Source organism: Neobacillus rhizosphaerae (genome assembly GCF_050477885.1).
GTDB lineage: Bacteria > Bacillota > Bacilli > Bacillales > Cytobacillaceae > Neobacillus > Neobacillus rhizosphaerae_A.
On the sequence record NZ_JBCNAC010000165.1, the window covers coordinates 44,506 to 61,474 of the forward strand.

Sequence of the window (16,969 nt, forward strand, 5' to 3'; positions counted from 1 at the left end):
TAGGAGTAACTCCATGATGAAGAGTGAATCGATTTATATAAGAGCGTTTCTTCCAAGTGACGCTGCCGCATTGCTTGAATTACAGCTTGAAAATCGTGATTTTTTTCAAAGATTTTCTATGGAACGAAGTGAAGATTTCTATACAGTAGAAACACAGCTTAATAGAATTAAGTTATATCAGGAGGATAGCCAAAACGACCAGTCCTATAATTTTGGAATTTTTACATATGATGATAATTTAATAGGAACAATCAATCTATTTCATGTAATGAGGGGCTCGCTCCAAAGTGCATTTATTGGTTATTTTTTAGATAAAAAGCATAATGGCAAAGGGTATACAACAGAAGCGGCTAAGCTAATGGTCGATTATGCTTTCAATGTATTGAATTTACATAGGATTGAAGCAGGCGTTATGCCTCACAATTTAGGATCCATTCGGGTGTTAGAGAAGGCTGGCTTTCATAAGGAAGGTATTGCTGTAAAAAATGTAAGGATCAACGGTAAATGGGAAGACCATCAGGTATTGGCAATTATTAATCCGCGTGATTAACTCGCCTTCTTTAATCTAAGCTCCACTATGTAAGTAATGTTTCACTTCCTATGATTTAGGGTAAACACAAATTAATCGACCAATTAGTTGATTAAAAAAGGAATCAGGGAGAGGAGCAGAAGGATGAAGGCTAAAGCGCTTGTTTCTGAGAATATGCCGTTTACTGAAATCCATTCAATCATGACAGAGCAAGGTTTTTCAATGATGGGTATAGGTGAAGCGGTAAAATATAGAGTAGCATTGCGGGATTCTTCTACTGAATCCATTTATTGGTTGGAGATTCCGGTTGAACGATATTTAGAAGATCCTGATCAAGCGAAGCTAGGAAAGCCATTCTTGTATGGGGAGGAGAGGATTCCCATTCCAGTTAGAGAGGCCGCAGATAGTAAATTAAATGAGATTGCCGATTACTTAAAAAACAATGTAGTAAATATAGATGATTTCCGCTCTAAACAGCCTCAGCCCAACGGTTCAATGGCAGCAGATGAGGATGAGGTGAAACAACTAGGGAAGGAAATGGAATCATTAAAAACCAATATGGAATTATCGGAGGAAGGCGAGGTTCCGGACCCCGTACAATTTGAAGTGGAACAGAATAATCGCTAACCACCACAAGTAAACTGAATAGACTCCAATCCGGCAACCTTTATGGGCTTGCCGGTTTTTTGCATGTGAAAGTAAACCCTGGATTTCAATCATTAGCCTCATTGAAATGTGATAAATCAATGACAACTCCCTGTAAAAACTACGTCAAATCGTAAGATATCAGATTGAAGAAGAGTAGTTTATGGTAAAATGGGAGCATGCAGGAAATGGGAGGTTGAGCACCAGTGGTTTCTTTATACAAAGTAATTGTGTTCATTCATATTTTTTCAGCTATTTTGGGAATGGGACCTGGGTTTATTCTAACAACAGTTGTTAAATCAGGTAAAAACATGACCGAATTAAGGCATTCATATAAGATCAGACATAAACTTCATATATTTGTTATGGTAGGAGGCACCCTCCTACTCATTACAGGAATAGCGATGGGACTCTTAAACCCAAGCCTGTTCCGGATGGGATGGTATGTTATAAGCCTTATTCTCTTCCTAGCAGCTCTTGCGATTGGCCCGCTTGTCTTGTCTCCAAGGTCAAGACCAGTCAAAGCTATACTCGAATCGCATAAAGGCGAAGATATTCCTGAGGAATATTGGAGACTAGCTAAAGTTCTTTTCCGATATGAAGACTTAGAAAATCTAATCTTTTTAATCATTATTGCTCTAATGATCTTAAAACCATTTTAAAAAGAACGGTATGGCGAATCAAAAGCCATACCGTTCTTTTGTGTTATAGTATCTGATTATAAATCTGAAAATAAAAATGAAAGGAAATCAGGTACTCTTTTTCTAAAGAAGGAATAGCTATGATGGGCCTCTTCAATCAACTGAAAATTGAGATTCTCTACCTTATCTTTTAAAATCTCATAGACTCGATGCGTTAAATCAAGGAAAAACTGATTCATTTCTTCATCTTCGCCTACTTCTTTTGTACCAAAGTCCATATAGAATTTTTCGATGGCTGATAAGTCTGATTCCCTTAGTAAGTTCTCAATTTCCTCCTGGTTTCTGTAAAAACCTGGGGATATAGTAGATATTCTTTTAAAAATATTCGGGTACTTGCAGGCAGCATAAGTGGATATGAGGGCACCTAATGAGATACCTGCCATTGAAGTATGGTCTGCTAGAGTTCTGTATTTACGATCTATCAAGGGCTTAAGTTCCTTAACGATGAAATCAAGGTAGTCGTCCCCTCTGCCGCCGGATGAATCGGCATAACCTAATATTTTTCTGCTTGTTTCACCATTCACCCATGGGCAGGACTCGTTAATCCTGCCTTTTCCTTCGGTATTTAAGTCAATTCCAACAACAATGATTTGTAAACCACTTGCATCTAAGTAATCCTTCATTCCTAGGGATACTCCTTGAGTAGCCTCTTCATCCTGAAAAACATTCTGTCCGTCGTGCATATATAACACAGGATAGTACTTATTTTCTGTTTCATAGTTTTCCGGAAGATATACTCTAACCATTCTATCTTGCTGAAACGCTGACATGTGAACAAGGAATTTTTCTAACAAGTTTGTCACCTACCATTCCGTTAATCTTATAAGCTTTAATTTACCATAAATTTCAATTATTGTATTATTTTTATATGATTAATTGTATTTTATATAAAACCTCAATATTAGACAAAATGGACAAAAATACTCCAATCATAGGTCAATAAAGCTATATAAAAATGACTATTTTTCGTTTAAAATGAGTGTATAGAATAAGCAAATTTCGAAGAATTTCTCCGTTTTTTGCAGGTTAAGGCTGGACTAATCAACAGGATTAGTTGGGGAGATGAAATCGATGTCTAAACAATATGAATCACTTACTGATCTTAAGAGAAGCGTATATTTGTGGGTAATCCCATGTATTCTGATTGCCCTCATATTGAATACTATTATGCAAAATGTCGATGCATCGGACAAACTTAGTTTTATTATCAATAACACAATGACAATATGGTTTGCAGTCAGCTGGGTATTAGTGTATAAAAAAAGGTTTGTGCGATTTAGCGAGTTATCTAATTTGGCGCTAGTAAGTATTTATCATGTAACAACTTTTTTCGATACCATTTACAATTACATGTTAAAAATTGATGGTTCTCTAGGCGATTTTATTGTCTGGATGCCTATTATAATCATGTTCATCTTTTTAATACTAGGGATGAGGAGAGGACTGTACTACTCTATAGGGATTTTCCTGATTACCTTATTGGGTGGAGTTGTGGTAATAAACAAACTTTCCGCAGAATCCATTGATTCTTTAATGCAGTTCTATTTTGCTAATTTGGTTTATATTATTGTCCTTTTTTATGCACAGCATATGTTTAGGGCCTATGCCAAAATGGAATTGTTTAAAAAACATGCCTATTTAGATTCGCTAACAGGAATTGCTAACCGACATCAAATTGATGAATGGCTGGAGCAAAAGTTGAGTGATTCTAGGGAAATGCACATGAGTTTTTCAATCATTTTTTTTGATATAGACTATTTTAAAAGGGTCAATGATATTTATGGGCACAAAATTGGCGACTCAGTTTTAGTAGAATTAGCTGAATTGATTCAAGAAAATCTTTCCTCGCGTGATTTTTTGGGCCGCTGGGGAGGAGAAGAATTTATTATTATCTCCGATGTTTTAGGACATAACGCTGTTGCTCTTGCAGACTACTTAAGAGAAAGAGTGGAAGAGCACGAGTTCCAATGGGTCGGCCGGTTAACTGCAAGCTTTGGAGTGGCAGAGTCTGAGCTAGAGGATACCATCGATTCCTTATTAAACAGAGCAGACGAAGGTTTGTATCAATCCAAGAATACTGGTAAAAATAAAGTAAGTATGTGTTAACTATGTGTAGAGGCTTCTATTCAAAATATAAGGGTTCCGTCTGTGGGTACTTTCTTATTAATAGACACAAGAATTGACGTATGAATTGGCATACGTTTTTTTCTATATTTATCAAGGTTTCTACGAAATTTCATTAACTTTGACATATCGATTGACATCATTGTTATGAAAGAGGATCCTCACTTATCGGTTGGGGGATCAGGTTATGCACCCGAGCTGATAAATAGACGGAGAAATTCCGCTTAATTAGAAATTTGTATTAAAAAAAGCTTAAATAGGCGGAGCAATTCCGCCTATTGACTCGAAAAATGTGAAAAAGGGGAAGTTTTACTTGGCATAAGCGGAAAAACTCCGCTTATTTACCCCGAAACGAGCTCCATTTTAAATTTAACCGGAAAAACTCCGCTTATTTACTTTTGCTGGTTACTCGATTATGAACAAAACATCTTACTTTTAAGAGGGAGTGAGTATCTCTCAAAAATCTGAGAGAACCATATCACAACTAAGTGAGGGTTTATATAAATAAGGTTTTTGAATTCCTAATAACTTTTTATTTTATATGGATTTCATGTTGTCGGTTCTTTGGTACGGGCTATTGCCAGCTCACTTTTTTTAAAATACCCCATATACTATTTATATATTGATATAGCTTTATTTGGAAAAACGCATAAAGTGTTTTGGGGGGTGAGTGTTTTGCAAAAAAGAAGAAGTGGTGGTCCATTTTCATTTTGTCTGTTTCGGGAATATAGATGGTGTGGACCCGGATGTAGTGGACCAGGCGAACCGATTAATGATGTAGATGCGTGTTGCAAGCGCCATGATCGCTGCCTGAGTAGTGGAAGAGACCGCTGTCAGTGTGATCGTGAATTTATGGAGTGTCTTTATGACAAAAGAAATAGACAGACGGATAAGGGAAGAAAAGCAGCACTTATGTACGACTTTATGAAGGTTAGGAGCTCCTTTACGTGCGGTCCACAGCGTAGAAACTGGATATAGTTATAAAAGGTGAACAGCTGTCATAGATAGCTGTTTTTTACATTCATTTTTTGTGAATTTATTCTTCATAAAGTATCCATCTAGTGTGGATACTAATGGAAAATCATTCTATCCAAAAGAAACTGAGGGTATTAACATGGAAGATAAAAATAGGATTCGTTTGACGGCAGCGGAAATGTCTGGACTATGGGCGCAATATTTGAACGATACGATTACAATCTGCATCAATAAATATTTTTTAGAGAAAGTCGAAGATGAGGAAGTACGTCCAATTATTGAATTTGTTTTAAGGGAAGCAAAAGGGAGTATTTCCATCATGGAGGACATCTTTAATAAGGAGTCCTTTCCTATTCCCATTGGCTTTACAGAGCAAGATGTGGATGTGAAAGCGCCAAGGCTCTTTTCAGATACATTTGTGTTAATGTTTTTAAGACATATGTCCATACTGGCTATGGCAGCAAGCAGTGCAGCACTGGGTGTTGCTACACGTCCGGATATGGTCGAGCTGCATAAAAGGGTTCTAAAGATTGGAGTCAAGCTTCAGGACCTTACAAGGGACTTAATGCTTAAACAAGGCACCTATATTAGGCCCCCATACATATCGGTTCCAGATAAAGTGGACTTTGTAAAAAGGCAGCATTTTTTAGCAGGATTTTTGGGGCATAAGAGACCCTTAACCTCTGTGGAAATTACTCATTTATTTCTAAATGTCCAAACGAATGCTATTGGGAAAACACTAATAACAGGTTATGCACAGATTGCACAAAAAAAAGAAGTGAAGCAATATTTAATGAGAGGAATGGAAGTTGCCCAAAAGCATGTCGACATTTTTAGTGATTTTTTAAGAAAAGAAGATTTGCCGATTCCAATGGGCTGGGATTCCGCCTTAACCGATTCGACTACTCCAGCCTTTTCAGATAAGCTGATCATGTTTAATGTCGCCGGAATGATTGCTGCTGGGGTAGGAAATTACGGGATGGCAATGGCCGCAAGTCCAAGACGAGATGTAGGAATGAAATATGCATCCTTAATTCCTGAAATAGCTCTATACGCAGAAGACGGGGCAAATATTTTGATAAAACATGGCTGGATGGAGGAACCACCACAGGCAGATGACAGAGGTAAAATAATAAAGGGGAAGTAAGGCAAGAAAAGATAACCGACCGTCAAGAAGACGGTTCTTTTTTATGGATAAAATTATTGTTTCTATCCTACACAAAGTATGAAATGATTTTTGTAGTAAAATTTGTTGAAACTTTTTGGTTGGCACTCTTCTCTAATGAGTGTGAAAGGAGGTCAGTGCATGAAAGAAATAATATTAGTAAGGAAGGCAATTAAGGGCGATAAGAACGCCTTTGAGGAACTCCTCATCTTACATAGTGATCAATTATACCGCACGGCCTATCTGTATGTTGGTAATCGTGAAGATGCATTAGATGTAGTTCAAGAAACAGCATGTAAAGGTCTTTTATCAGTAAAACAAATACGAGACGAAAAATTCTTTTTAACCTGGTTAACTAGAATTCTTATCCATTGTGCTTATGATGTTTTAAACAAGAAGAAGAAGGAAATACCTATCGAAAAATGGATAGATCATTCACCTGCCAAAAGAGTGAAGCATGTCGAGAGAATTGATTTGGTTGAGGCCATCAGTAGATTAAATGAGCATTATCGAAATGCTGTGATTCTTTTTTACTATCAGGATTTGCCGATAAGTGAAGTGGCAACTATCATGGATATTCCTGAAAACACCGTTAAAACATATCTCTTTCGTGGAAAAAGCCAATTGAAAAAACTGTTAGGGGGAGTGGAATATAATGGAGAAGAGACTATTTCATGAGGAATATGAGAAAATTGATGTACCAAGGGAGGATGTCTTACAGGCTATTAAGACAGGAGTACGGAAGGCTGGTAAAGTGAAAAATCCTAGAAAAGCGAGAGTTATTGCCAGTACGGCTGCTGCTGCTGTCATTCTCCTTTCCTCAAGCTTTATGTCCCCCTCCTTATCAAAAGTGATGGCGGATGTACCCGTAGTCGGCCAGCTTTATGTTCAATTTAACGATGCTGTTGGCAGGAGTTTAGCCTCTCAAGAATTAATAACAAAATTAAATGAAACGGCAAGTAATAATGGGATTGATGTTTCCATAACAAGTGCCTATTATGATGGGGCAGTTATTGGTGTTACTTTTAATGTGAAGGGGAATGTAAAAACCATAGCGGATGGTCAACTGATGGGGGTTTATGAAATTTTTGACGGTGATGTAGGGATAGCAGATAGCAAAGAAGTGGTCTATATGAAGCCTACTGAAGGGGGCTTTTCTGGACAAATCCAGCTAAATTATCCAAGAACTGAGTTGCCTGTTCATACAACTTTTCCTCTTGAATTCAAACGCCTTGGAGATCAAAGTGGTTCGTGGAAATTTAATGTTCCAATTAAGCAATTAGATTATAAAACAATCATAACAGATAGCGAAAGTGCGAGAGGAGATGTTGCTGTTCACTTTGATTCCATTATTTCTGGGAAGGCGTCTACTGTTATTAATTATACAGCGACGTATCCAAAGGGAGGACAGCATGACCAAATAAGGTTAGAAGTCTTTGATGATAAAGGCGAGCCTGTCCACCTTTTATCCGATGGCATTGATTTGGAGACAAAGAAGGTTCGAAATCAAATTCTATTTAAGGGAAGAACGATTATTCCACAGGCGTTAAGTGGAAAAACAGCTTTCTTAGAAATACATCCACTAGTAGCACTTTTTGCACCAGACCAATTTGTTTCTCTAAATAGTCAAACTTCCAATTTACTAATGTCTCCTCGACAAAACCTATCTGTAGCGGTGGAAAATATTAGCGTAAAGGATAAGTCGGTAACGGTTGATTTTCAAGTGAATAATGGTGAAAAAGGAAACAGGGATTTTATGTTCTTCCAAGACTTTGCCCGCAATGATGTCACACTGGTGAAAGAAACACAAAAGGACGTTTATGAAAAGCCATTAAAGCATTCCATAAAGGTGTTAGATAAGGGGAAACTGAGATTTAGAAGCACGTTTGATCTCAGTGGGGTGAAAGATTTCCACGCGGATGAATTTGTGGTCAGAGTGAGTATGAATTCACTGAGTGCAAATATGCCATTTGAATTAAATCCAATAAAAATTGATTTGAGATAAGCGCAGAAAACATGTTTCAAACATACTTTGTTATGGGTGGATGATGTTTAGATCGAGGGCTGTCATATTGACAGCCCTTTGTTAATTGAGATATGGGGGACTAGAGCTCGCTAATGCAAATTTTTGTTGGTTATGGAAACTAGTTGCGCAGATTATAAACAGAATGGGAATAATTAGTAATATAATGTTATAATGATCGTGTGCCCCACCAACATGTGAAGGAGTGCTGGCCAATGAACAACTCTTCCAATAATCTATCAAAAAAAGAGACTCAGCAGGTTTTACTAGATGAGAGGGCCCCTTTTAATGATGCAATCAAGCATGGCGATATCGTCCAAGGTTTCCAATCTCCTAAACAAATCACGCAATTACCAAAGTGGTACAGGAACCCTAAAAGAATCTTTGTATCCATCTCGGTGCTTATAATAATCGGGCTTCTAATCTACCAGATTATCCAATTTATCCTAGAAGTTGTTGCACAATAACTCCCTTTTTTCAGGGCCTTTCCGCCTATTTTTAACGAAGTGAATAATAGATTTGAAAAATATAAACTTAATTTTTCCCAACGCCATAAATGAAACAGGTGTTGGGATTTTTACTGTGAAGATGTAGTTAACTATTGGTGCCTGACACTGAATCCGCCGCTTTTTTCCCAATTATGCATTCGTATTCCTCATGTTATGATAATTTTGAAAATTCTACACAAATAAAATTATTAGGAGGCTGGGATTATGAAGAAACGCACGTCACTTGTTTTGGCATTGGGATTAACGATGGGGTCTGTTGTACCAATTACTGCTGCCGCGCAGGCGGTTCCGTACAATGTTACAGTTACAAAAGATGCAAGTCAGTTTGGTAAGGATGCAAAGGTAAACTGGAAAAAGGGACAATCTGTTCCATCCTTCGTTCATGGAAAGCTATCAACTAAAGCATATACTGATAAGGCAGCAGTAAAGCAATTTTTAAAAGAAAATAAAAGTCTATATAAATTAGATACCGATAAGGATTTGACATTACTCGATGTTCAGACGGACGAGCTAGGTAGCAAACATTACAATTTTGTTCAGTCTGTTCAAGGAATTCCTGTTGACGGGGCGAAATTCAAGGTGCATACCGATAAAAATGGAATCGTTACTGCCGTGAATGGGGATGTGTTTCCGGAAGCAGCAAACTATTTCAAAGGGGCGTTAAAAACACAGCTTTCAAAGGGAGCGGCTCTCGAGAAGGCTTGGAAATCCATTAATGTAACGAAAGAGGAAACGTTAACAAATGCAGAAGTAGGACCAACGGGTAAGAAATTTGAAGATACAGTTGAAAAGGCTGAATTAGTAGTTTACAAAAAGGCAAATGACTTTTATTTAGCCTACAAAACGAATCTTCAATTCATTCAACCTTACCCTGCAAACTGGGTTGTCTATGTGGATGCAGTTAATGGTAATGTAATAGATTCCTATAATGCTGTAGCAGATGGTGCAACAACAGGATCTGGTTATGGTGTGTTAGGAGACTATAAAACGTTTAATACCTATTATTCAAACAGCACTTATTATCTTTATGACGTAACAAAACCGATGTCAGGTGTAATTGAAACAAGAACGGCCTCAAGCCGAACAGTCCTTCCAGGTAACTATTCGGTTGATCCTGATAACCAATTCAATGCTGTTTCACAGGGTGCCGATGTAGATGCTAACTACTATGCGGGCAAGGTATATGATTACTACAAGAATACCTTTAATCGTAATAGTTTTGATAACAATGGAGCTACTATTCGTTCAACTACTCATTACAGCAGAAATTACAATAATGCCTTCTGGAATGGTTCACAGATGGTTTATGGTGATGGTGATGGGACAACCTTTATTCCGTTATCAGGTGCCCTTGATGTCGTAGCACATGAATTAACACACGCTGTGACTGAAAGAACAGCAGGTCTAGAATATCAATACCAGTCTGGTGCATTGAATGAGTCCATTTCCGATACATTTGGAGTATTCCTTGATAAAGGTGATTATTTAGTCGGTGAGGATGTATACACACCAAATAAAGCAGGGGATGCCCTTCGCAGTCTTTCGAATCCTGGCCTATATGGACAGCCAGAAAATATGAGCGGTTATGTGAACACTACATCCGATAACGGTGGCGTTCATACAAACAGTGGTATTCCAAACAAGGCGGCTTACTTAACGATTTCAAGCTTAGGTACGTCTGTTGCGGAGAAAATTTACTACCGTGCTCTTACTGTATACCTTGCTCCACAGAGTGACTTTAGCGATGCCCGTGCATCACTTCTTGCTGCAGCGGCAGATTTGTATGGTACAGGCAGTTCTCAATATAATGCCGTTGCCTCTGCTTGGTCACAGGTAGGAGTCTACTAAAAAAAATAAATTCTGGAAAATCAGTCATCACAGATTGTGTGATGACTGATTTTTTTTTCAAAAAAATAGATTGGTGTCAGGCACCAATCCAAAATGGGAAGTTTTAAGAAATGAGTTCCTCGAACTTATTTCCTAATTAAGTTACTTTTATCATAAAGAAAACATGTGAAGAACTTAGGGGGAAGTTATGTGGAAGTTGTGGAGATTTCTATCGAAAGACGTAAGGCCTGCTGATTAAATCTTCAGTGAGGTTTTTTTACAAAAAAAATAGATTGGTGTCTGGCACCAATCAAATTATGGGAAGTTTTAAGAAATGAGCTCTTCGAACCATTTCTTAATTAAGTTACTCTTATCATAAAGAAAACTTATGTAGAACTTATAGTGAAGTTGTGTGGATGTTGTGAAGATGCTAGGAAGGGATTCTACCATTCAAAACAACTTCTGCCATAAAGGGGGAGTGGGTCTTCAAGATTTGGGATGATTCTTCTGCTAACACTCCGCCATGATAATGTTGTAATCGTTTCTTAATGTATGTGCTTGAATCTATAAATTGAGCCATATCCAAATATTTATCCTCTACTGCAAAAACAACGTTTCGGATATTCGCAAGTACGAGAGTAGATAAACACATAATACAAGGTTCCACGGTTGTATATAAAATACATTCACGTGAGTGTTTTCTTAAGTAGGAAGCACATGCGTTCATGGCATTAATTTCTGCATGCTCTAGTTCACTATCCTTGGTATTAATTCTGTTAGAACCTCTCGAAATGATAATGCCATTGTGAACAATAACGGCTCCAATGGGCCGATCTCCACGTTTCCCTGCTTCTTCTGCTTCCTTTAGGGCTTCCTGCATAAAAAAATGATGGTCATATTCATGGAAATTTGTAATCAATTTGCTCCCCTGCCTTATTTTTTTCTATAGTACTAAAATACCAAATATTGAGAAAAAAGTAGAGCTAATTAGAAAAATGTATATAAAGTGGATGATTGTGGAACCTAAGTGAAACATATCGCCAAGGTTTGGAGGTACATCACGTGGATTACAAGCAGCAATGGGAGCGAATATTTGAAAAAAAAGTGGAGTTACACTCAGCATATTCTTCTTACTGGAATCAATATTCCGATTTTGGAAACTGGCAGTTCTGGCTGGTTTTTGTTTTATTTCTGTTTCCCTTAATTCTGCTGGTATTTTCAGTTGATAGGAAGAGGATATTTGAGCTGTTTTTCTTTGGATATACCGTACACATCCTATGGGCGTATACGGATATTGCACTTGGAAATAGCGGGTTCTTTGTTCATAAATATTTTTTACTTCCAGTCTTACCAAATGCGACAAATGTGACAGCGTCAGTATTACCAGTTGGCTTCTTGCTAGTATATCAATATTGTACAAATCATAAGAAAAACTTCTTTCTGTATACAATTTTATTTAGTGCGGTGTTTGCTTTTGGCTTTGCATCTATTGAGAAATATCTAGGTTTAGTGGACTTTAGAAAGGGAATGAACCAATTTTATCTATTCCTCATAGACCTTGTGATCGTGTTTATTGCTTTTTGGATTACAAAGCTACTGCTAAAGGTAAGGGACAAGGTCAGATTGTAAAAAAACAGGGTACATAGGAGCTTAAAATTGGGTTTATACGAAAATATAGGCAAAATTAATAAGGATAAAAAGGGCAGGCATCTACGCCTCTTTGTTATTGGAGACATACAATATTCCAATGACAAGCAAGGAGGCGTTCAAAAATGGAGAGACAATATCCACAACAAGGCTACCATCCTGGCCAAGGCGGTTATAATCCAGGACAAGGCTATCATCATGGCCATGGCACTTATTATCCTGGCCAAGGTTATCACCATGGGCACGGTGGCTACTATCCAGGGCATGGTTATCACCATGGGCATGGTGGTTACTATCCAGGACATGGCTATCATCATGGGCACGGCACTTACATTCCAGGGCATGGTTATCACCATGGGCATGGCGGATACTATCCCGGCCACAGAAAATCTTAGAACAAGAAATTAAAACATCATTTACGGCTCGCCTTTGGCGAGTTTTTTAATGGATTTTTAGTGAATTGGAAGGTAATTTCCAACTTTTGTAGAATTCCCCCGTGAATTTGTAGAATAAGTTGAAGTTTTGTAGAATTCCCCCTCGATTTTGTAGAATTAATTAAAATTTTGTAGAATTCCTTCCCATTTTTGTAGAATTCCAACCTCTTTGCACTTTTTTTGCTAGAAGAATAAAAGGAATATTATGTTAAAATGAGCGTAAAGTGATTGACTGAATAAAAAGGGGTGTCTTCATGATCCAAGAAAGTATAACACCAGGTACAAAAGAGGACCTAGGTTCTATCATTGATTTATTTGAAGCCTGTAAAAAGGTGCTTCTTATGAAGGGGATTTTTCAATGGGATGACCAGTATCCTAACAAAGAATATTTGGAATGGGTCGTTAATGAGAAAGAAATGTATGTCTATCGTGTAGATGGTAAAGTGATGGGGGCCATGGTCCTCAATGAATGGCAACTTCCAGAATGGCAAGAGGTGAAGTGGAGCGAACCCGAAGGCAAGGTCTTAATTCTTCACTCATTCTGTGTACAGCCTTCGGCACAACGAACCGGATACGGTGGGAAAATGCTGGAGTTTGTTGAGGCATTTGCTAAGGAAAAAGGCTATGCGGGAATCCGCCTCGACGCCTTTTCTGGAAATCCAAGCGCGCTTAAATTCTATGAGACTAGAGGATACATAAAAAAAGGAGAAATCTTTATATCTACAAAACCATTAGGTCATGAAACTTATTATTGCTATGAGAAAATAATCTGATTTAAAGAGGTTGACTGCTTATGAGTCAACCTCTTTTTTTAGTAATATGTTTTTGAAGGCCTGAACTGCACGAGAATGGCTATTTTTCTTGTGATGGATGCAATTGATGATTCGTTTTGGAATCGGATAAGACGACTTAAAAGGAATGATAATCAGCTCGTTTTTTTCAATATAAGGTTTAGCGACAGATTCAGGGAGAAACCCAATCATGTTATGTTCCAACAGGATTCGTGTAAATAAAGTCGTATCATCTACCTCAATAGTTGGAAGCAGTGTGGTACCAATTTCATTATGGAACCATTCAATAAAAGGCGTTTCCCATGGGATGTGGATAAAAGATTGCTGCTGTAGCTCATTTGCAGTCATTTCTTTCACATCAGCCATAGCTGGGCTGCCAACCAGAACAAAGGATTCCTCAAATAATGTCAACGATTCCATATCGGGATGCTGTGTCCTGGAAGGAACAACGCAAACATCAACAATCCCATCAAACAAAAGCTGAAATACTCTCTTGGTAGGGCCGGTATGCAGCCGGAGCAAGTAGTTGGGATACGTTTCTCTAAATTCCTGGATAAAGGGATAAAGGTAATAATGCCAAAGAGATATTAATCCACCGACTTCAATTTTCTCATCAAAATCCACAAAACTTTTTGCAAGAAACTCTCCTTGTTTTAATGTTTCAATCCCTTTACGGGCAAAGGGATATAATACAGACCCTGCTTCCGATAATTGAACACTTCTTGTATCTCGGACAAATAGTATTTTTCCTATTTGATTTTCCAATTGTTTGATGCGATTTGTCACTGTAGTTTGTGAAACATTCATTAATTCAGCCGTTCGAGTGAAGCTTTTGCAATCTGCAAGAGTGATAAAGGTTTCCCAATGCTCAAAATCCAAGGGACTATCTCCTTTTTGATTTATTCGTTTTCCTTATAGATTATATCTAATTTTTTCATTTAACTAAATAGTTTGGATTATTTATACTGTCTTTAGATAGTTAAAATTATCCAAAATTTAAAAATGGCATAGGAGGTTTCGAACTTGAACAGTCTTTACTTAGCATTCATAGCAACATCGCTTTTGCTCATTTTATCCCCTGGTATTGATACGGCACTAGTCACAAGGAATACGTTAACGTACAGTTCAAAAGGTGGATTCTTCACTGCAGTAGGAATTGCCAGTGGAGTCCTTGTTCATACATTAGCAACAGGACTGGGATTATCGATTATTATTATGCAGTCTACTAAGCTTTATTTTTTCATAAAATTGATTTGTTCCTTCTATCTTATTTATTTAGGCATTACTACTCTGATTAAAAGAAGTAGTAAGGCTAAGAGTATAGTACTGGTCGATGGGGATGGTCAAAAACGGGGATTGCTGCCACTTTTTGGCCAAGGTATATTAACCAATGTATTAAATCCTAAGGTAGCAATGTTTTTTCTTACCTTTTTACCACAGTTCGTCCAGGAGACGGGGCATTTTTTTCAACATGCACTACTATTAGGTTGCACGTATTCAGCGCTAACGCTTCTCTGGTTTATAGTTTATATCCATGTAATGAATAGATTGAAAGAATGGATGACACGCCCAAGAGTCTTACTGGTAATGGAAGGAATCACTGGGCTTGTTTTATTAGGACTTGGTATAAACCTTGCATTTGCTACACCTTGAAACTTTTTTTAATTTTTTACGTTTAAAACTAGAGAGGTGATTGTAAATGAAAGCAGTAATATTTGATTTTGATGGATTGATTGTTGATACGGAGACAGTTTGGTATGAGTCTTTTAAAGAGGTTTTAAACACCTATGGGTTAGAATTATCAGTTGAACAGTTTGCAAGAGTGATAGGAACCGATGATGCGGACTTATATTCTTATATTGAGAAAAACCTTCCATCACCAGTTGAATCCGTCTTCATAAAAGATGCGGCCCATAAGCTCTTTGCTGTAAAAATGGGTGAGCCTGCTTTAAGGGACGGAGTAGAGGATTATTTAATTGAGGCCAAGGATTTAGGATTGAAAATTGGCTTAGCATCAAGCTCGAGCCGGGAGTGGGTTGAGAGTTATTTAAAAAAGCTTACTATTTTTCCATATTTTGATGTGATTAGAACGCGGGATGATGTGTCAAGGGTTAAACCGGATCCTGAATTATATAATAAAGCGGTTGAAGCATTAGGGGTTGCTGTGACGGATGCTTTTGCATTTGAAGATTCTTTAAATGGACTAAAAGCTGCTAGAGCTGCTGGATTAAACTGTGTAGTTGTCCCTAATTCTGTTACAGCTCATTTAGAGTTCACAGGTTATTGCTTAAGATTATCCTCAATGGGCGACATACGCTTAAAGCAAGTATTGAATCTGATTAAACAGAAAGAAGTAGAACAGGGGGATATACGTGAACGAATATCAAATTAGACTTGGTGTAAAAGAGGACGAAGAATTCCTTTGGGAAATGTTATACCAAGCAATTTTTATTCCCGAAGGTGAACCTCGACCTTCGAGAGACATTCTAAAGGAACCACATATTGCTCAATCCATGGAAGGGTGGGGACGTGAAGGAGATACCGCCTTGATTGCGATGGATGCCGACCATACTCCAATTGGTGCAGTGTGGGTCCGCTTATTTGATGACAAGAATAAGACCTATGGCTATGTGGATGAAAAAACTCCTTTATTAGGAATGGCCCTTCTTCCAGCGTATAGGGGAAAGGGAATCGGCAAAGCGCTTCTCGGAGAGATGCTAAAAGTAACCAAGGAATTAGGATTTAGCGCGGTTTCATTAAGTGTAGACCCCAACAATCCGGCTCTTCACCTCTATCATAAGTTTGGCTTTAAACAGATAGGTATAGACGGAACATCATGGGACATGGTAGTAAATTTTTAAATTTTTCGGTGTCAGGCACCATGTGGAATTTTCACATGGTGCCTGACACCTTTTTTATTTTACTTAGGCTTTTGATTGTTAGGAAAATGCAATATAATGGGAGTAAGGATGTTCACGGAATTGTCAAAAATACATAGTAGTTTGTATTTCAAATAGAGGAAAAGTAATTTTAAGGAGGAAACAAATGTGATTAGAGCGGCTGTAGCGGGAGTAGTTGGTTTTGTTTTAATTTTTATCGAGTCGATGATCGTGATGAAGTTAAAAGGGTATGAAACCATTGAGTTTGGCGGCTTAGCCCCTTTTATAAACGTTTGGGCAATGAATTTCTTTTTTGTCTTTGCGATCCTCACACAAGTAACGAACTGGTACGAAAACAAAGTAAACGTTGAAAAAAGTGAAGAACAACAATTTTAATAACAAAAAGCGCCTCGGCCACGATGAAAATATTGTGAACGAGGCGCTTTTATTGTTTTAGAAAAGCTCTTTTCGTAAACTTTGTTGCTCTCTGTACTTTTTAATTCAAGAGGAACTTCTGACAGAGTTGATGGAAAAAAGCGAGACACTGTCAGAAGGTAAGGTAACTTCTGACAGAGTTGATGGAAAAAAGCGAGACACTGTCAGAAGGCAGGTCAACTTCTGACAGAGTTGGTGGAAAAAAGCGAGACACTGTCAGAAGGCAAGGCAACTTCTGACAGAGTAAGCGAAAAAAATAGAAACACTGTCAGAAGACAAGGCAAC

At 37.8% G+C, this 16,969-nt stretch carries 19 protein-coding genes; 16 read left to right on the top strand and 3 right to left on the bottom strand.

The window, feature by feature from the left end:
- The first annotated feature begins 13 nt into the window (after positions 1 to 13).
- The 3 genes from ABES03_RS22615 (at position 14) to ABES03_RS22625 (ending at position 1,836) form a co-directional block, all read left to right on the top strand.
- The gene (locus ABES03_RS22615; protein ID WP_430120936.1) at positions 14 to 550 is read left to right on the top strand and encodes a GNAT family N-acetyltransferase; all 537 of its coding nucleotides are present in this window, start codon (positions 14 to 16) and stop codon (positions 548 to 550) included.
- A gap of 123 nt (positions 551 to 673) precedes the next feature.
- Positions 674 to 1,156, top strand: coding sequence for a hypothetical protein (locus ABES03_RS22620; protein WP_430120938.1), 483 nt, complete (start codon positions 674 to 676; stop codon positions 1,154 to 1,156).
- Positions 1,157 to 1,380: 224 nt separating this feature from the next.
- The gene (locus tag ABES03_RS22625; RefSeq protein WP_430120940.1) at positions 1,381 to 1,836 is read left to right on the top strand and encodes a DUF2269 family protein; all 456 of its coding nucleotides are present in this window, start codon (positions 1,381 to 1,383) and stop codon (positions 1,834 to 1,836) included.
- Positions 1,837 to 1,892: 56 nt separating this feature from the next.
- Here ABES03_RS22625 and ABES03_RS22630 read toward each other — a convergent pair whose 3' ends face one another.
- Positions 1,893 to 2,669, bottom strand: a complete 777-nt coding sequence (locus ABES03_RS22630) for an alpha/beta hydrolase (protein WP_430120942.1) — start codon at positions 2,667 to 2,669, stop codon at positions 1,893 to 1,895.
- Between the two features lie 277 nt (positions 2,670 to 2,946).
- Between ABES03_RS22630 and ABES03_RS22635 the strand changes: the two genes are divergently transcribed.
- The 6 genes from ABES03_RS22635 to ABES03_RS22660 all read left to right on the top strand — a co-directional run bounded on the left by ABES03_RS22635 (position 2,947) and on the right by ABES03_RS22660 (position 10,519).
- A complete protein-coding gene (locus ABES03_RS22635) occupies positions 2,947 to 3,981 on the top strand; it encodes a GGDEF domain-containing protein (RefSeq protein ID WP_430120944.1) in 1,035 nt (344 codons plus the stop codon).
- A gap of 1,132 nt (positions 3,982 to 5,113) precedes the next feature.
- A complete protein-coding gene (locus ABES03_RS22640; RefSeq protein ID WP_430120946.1) occupies positions 5,114 to 6,121 on the top strand; it encodes a DUF3231 family protein in 1,008 nt (335 codons plus the stop codon).
- A 159-nt stretch (positions 6,122 to 6,280) separates the two neighbouring features.
- Complete coding sequence (locus tag ABES03_RS22645) at positions 6,281 to 6,817, top strand: sigma-70 family RNA polymerase sigma factor (protein WP_430120948.1); 537 nt, start codon at positions 6,281 to 6,283, stop codon at positions 6,815 to 6,817.
- On the top strand, positions 6,795 to 8,144 hold the full coding sequence (locus ABES03_RS22650) for a DUF4179 domain-containing protein (protein WP_430120950.1): 1,350 nt from the start codon (positions 6,795 to 6,797) through the stop codon (positions 8,142 to 8,144). Before ABES03_RS22645 ends, ABES03_RS22650 begins: the two co-directional genes overlap by 23 nt.
- Before the next feature lie 233 nt (positions 8,145 to 8,377).
- A complete protein-coding gene (locus tag ABES03_RS22655; protein WP_430120952.1) occupies positions 8,378 to 8,629 on the top strand; it encodes a hypothetical protein in 252 nt (83 codons plus the stop codon).
- A 246-nt stretch (positions 8,630 to 8,875) separates the two neighbouring features.
- Positions 8,876 to 10,519 carry a M4 family metallopeptidase gene (locus ABES03_RS22660; RefSeq protein ID WP_430120954.1) on the top strand — a complete coding sequence of 548 codons (1,644 nt, stop codon included), beginning with the start codon at positions 8,876 to 8,878 and terminating at the stop codon, positions 10,517 to 10,519.
- 409 nt (positions 10,520 to 10,928) lie between these two features.
- On the opposite strand, the gene ABES03_RS22665 is transcribed toward ABES03_RS22660, so the two are convergent.
- Complete coding sequence (locus ABES03_RS22665) at positions 10,929 to 11,417, bottom strand: nucleoside deaminase (RefSeq protein WP_430120956.1); 489 nt, start codon at positions 11,415 to 11,417, stop codon at positions 10,929 to 10,931.
- A gap of 143 nt (positions 11,418 to 11,560) precedes the next feature.
- On the opposite strand from ABES03_RS22665, the gene ABES03_RS22670 reads away from it, so the two are divergent.
- The 3 genes from ABES03_RS22670 (at position 11,561) to ABES03_RS22680 (ending at position 13,352) form a co-directional block, all read left to right on the top strand.
- Positions 11,561 to 12,127 (top strand): hypothetical protein, encoded by a 567-nt coding sequence (locus tag ABES03_RS22670; protein ID WP_430120958.1) that lies wholly within the window; start codon positions 11,561 to 11,563, stop codon positions 12,125 to 12,127.
- A 27-nt stretch (positions 12,128 to 12,154) separates the two neighbouring features.
- Positions 12,155 to 12,553: a hypothetical protein gene (locus ABES03_RS22675; protein WP_430120960.1), complete on the top strand. Its 399-nt coding sequence runs from the start codon at positions 12,155 to 12,157 to the stop codon at positions 12,551 to 12,553.
- A gap of 280 nt (positions 12,554 to 12,833) precedes the next feature.
- Positions 12,834 to 13,352: a GNAT family N-acetyltransferase gene (locus ABES03_RS22680; RefSeq protein WP_430120962.1), complete on the top strand. Its 519-nt coding sequence runs from the start codon at positions 12,834 to 12,836 to the stop codon at positions 13,350 to 13,352.
- 18 nt (positions 13,353 to 13,370) lie between these two features.
- Here the strand turns inward: ABES03_RS22680 and ABES03_RS22685 are convergent, their stop codons facing one another.
- Positions 13,371 to 14,249, bottom strand: coding sequence for a LysR family transcriptional regulator (locus ABES03_RS22685; protein ID WP_430120964.1), 879 nt, complete (start codon positions 14,247 to 14,249; stop codon positions 13,371 to 13,373).
- A gap of 144 nt (positions 14,250 to 14,393) precedes the next feature.
- Here ABES03_RS22685 and ABES03_RS22690 point away from each other — a divergent pair, with 144 nt between their 5' ends.
- From ABES03_RS22690 to ABES03_RS22705, 4 genes are all read left to right on the top strand, one after another.
- Complete coding sequence (locus ABES03_RS22690; RefSeq protein WP_430120965.1) at positions 14,394 to 15,023, top strand: LysE family translocator; 630 nt, start codon at positions 14,394 to 14,396, stop codon at positions 15,021 to 15,023.
- Between the two features lie 46 nt (positions 15,024 to 15,069).
- Entirely contained in the window at positions 15,070 to 15,762 is a 693-nt protein-coding gene (locus ABES03_RS22695) for an HAD family hydrolase (protein ID WP_430120966.1), read from the top strand.
- Positions 15,743 to 16,231, top strand: coding sequence for an N-acetyltransferase family protein (locus ABES03_RS22700; protein WP_430120967.1), 489 nt, complete (start codon positions 15,743 to 15,745; stop codon positions 16,229 to 16,231). The genes ABES03_RS22695 and ABES03_RS22700 overlap by 20 nt, the downstream gene beginning before the upstream one ends.
- A 186-nt stretch (positions 16,232 to 16,417) precedes the next feature.
- Entirely contained in the window at positions 16,418 to 16,645 is a 228-nt protein-coding gene (locus tag ABES03_RS22705) for a hypothetical protein (RefSeq protein ID WP_430120968.1), read from the top strand.
- Positions 16,646 to 16,969: the final 324 nt, after the last annotated feature.

What these genes read in the sequence shown, in the direction of transcription:
- ABES03_RS22615 (WP_430120936.1), top strand. Translation starts at nt 14, where the DNA reads ATGATGAAGAGTGAATCGATTTATATAAGAGCGTTTCTTCCAAGTGAC.
- ABES03_RS22620 (WP_430120938.1), top strand. Translation starts at nt 674, where the DNA reads ATGAAGGCTAAAGCGCTTGTTTCTGAGAATATGCCGTTTACTGAAATC.
- ABES03_RS22635 (WP_430120944.1), top strand. Translation starts at nt 2,947, where the DNA reads ATGTCTAAACAATATGAATCACTTACTGATCTTAAGAGAAGCGTATAT.
- ABES03_RS22640 (WP_430120946.1), top strand. Translation starts at nt 5,114, where the DNA reads ATGGAAGATAAAAATAGGATTCGTTTGACGGCAGCGGAAATGTCTGGA.
- ABES03_RS22645 (WP_430120948.1), top strand. Translation starts at nt 6,281, where the DNA reads ATGAAAGAAATAATATTAGTAAGGAAGGCAATTAAGGGCGATAAGAAC.
- ABES03_RS22650 (WP_430120950.1), top strand. Translation starts at nt 6,795, where the DNA reads ATGGAGAAGAGACTATTTCATGAGGAATATGAGAAAATTGATGTACCA.
- ABES03_RS22655 (WP_430120952.1), top strand. Translation starts at nt 8,378, where the DNA reads ATGAACAACTCTTCCAATAATCTATCAAAAAAAGAGACTCAGCAGGTT.
- ABES03_RS22660 (WP_430120954.1), top strand. Translation starts at nt 8,876, where the DNA reads ATGAAGAAACGCACGTCACTTGTTTTGGCATTGGGATTAACGATGGGG.
- ABES03_RS22680 (WP_430120962.1), top strand. Translation starts at nt 12,834, where the DNA reads ATGATCCAAGAAAGTATAACACCAGGTACAAAAGAGGACCTAGGTTCT.
- ABES03_RS22695 (WP_430120966.1), top strand. Translation starts at nt 15,070, where the DNA reads ATGAAAGCAGTAATATTTGATTTTGATGGATTGATTGTTGATACGGAG.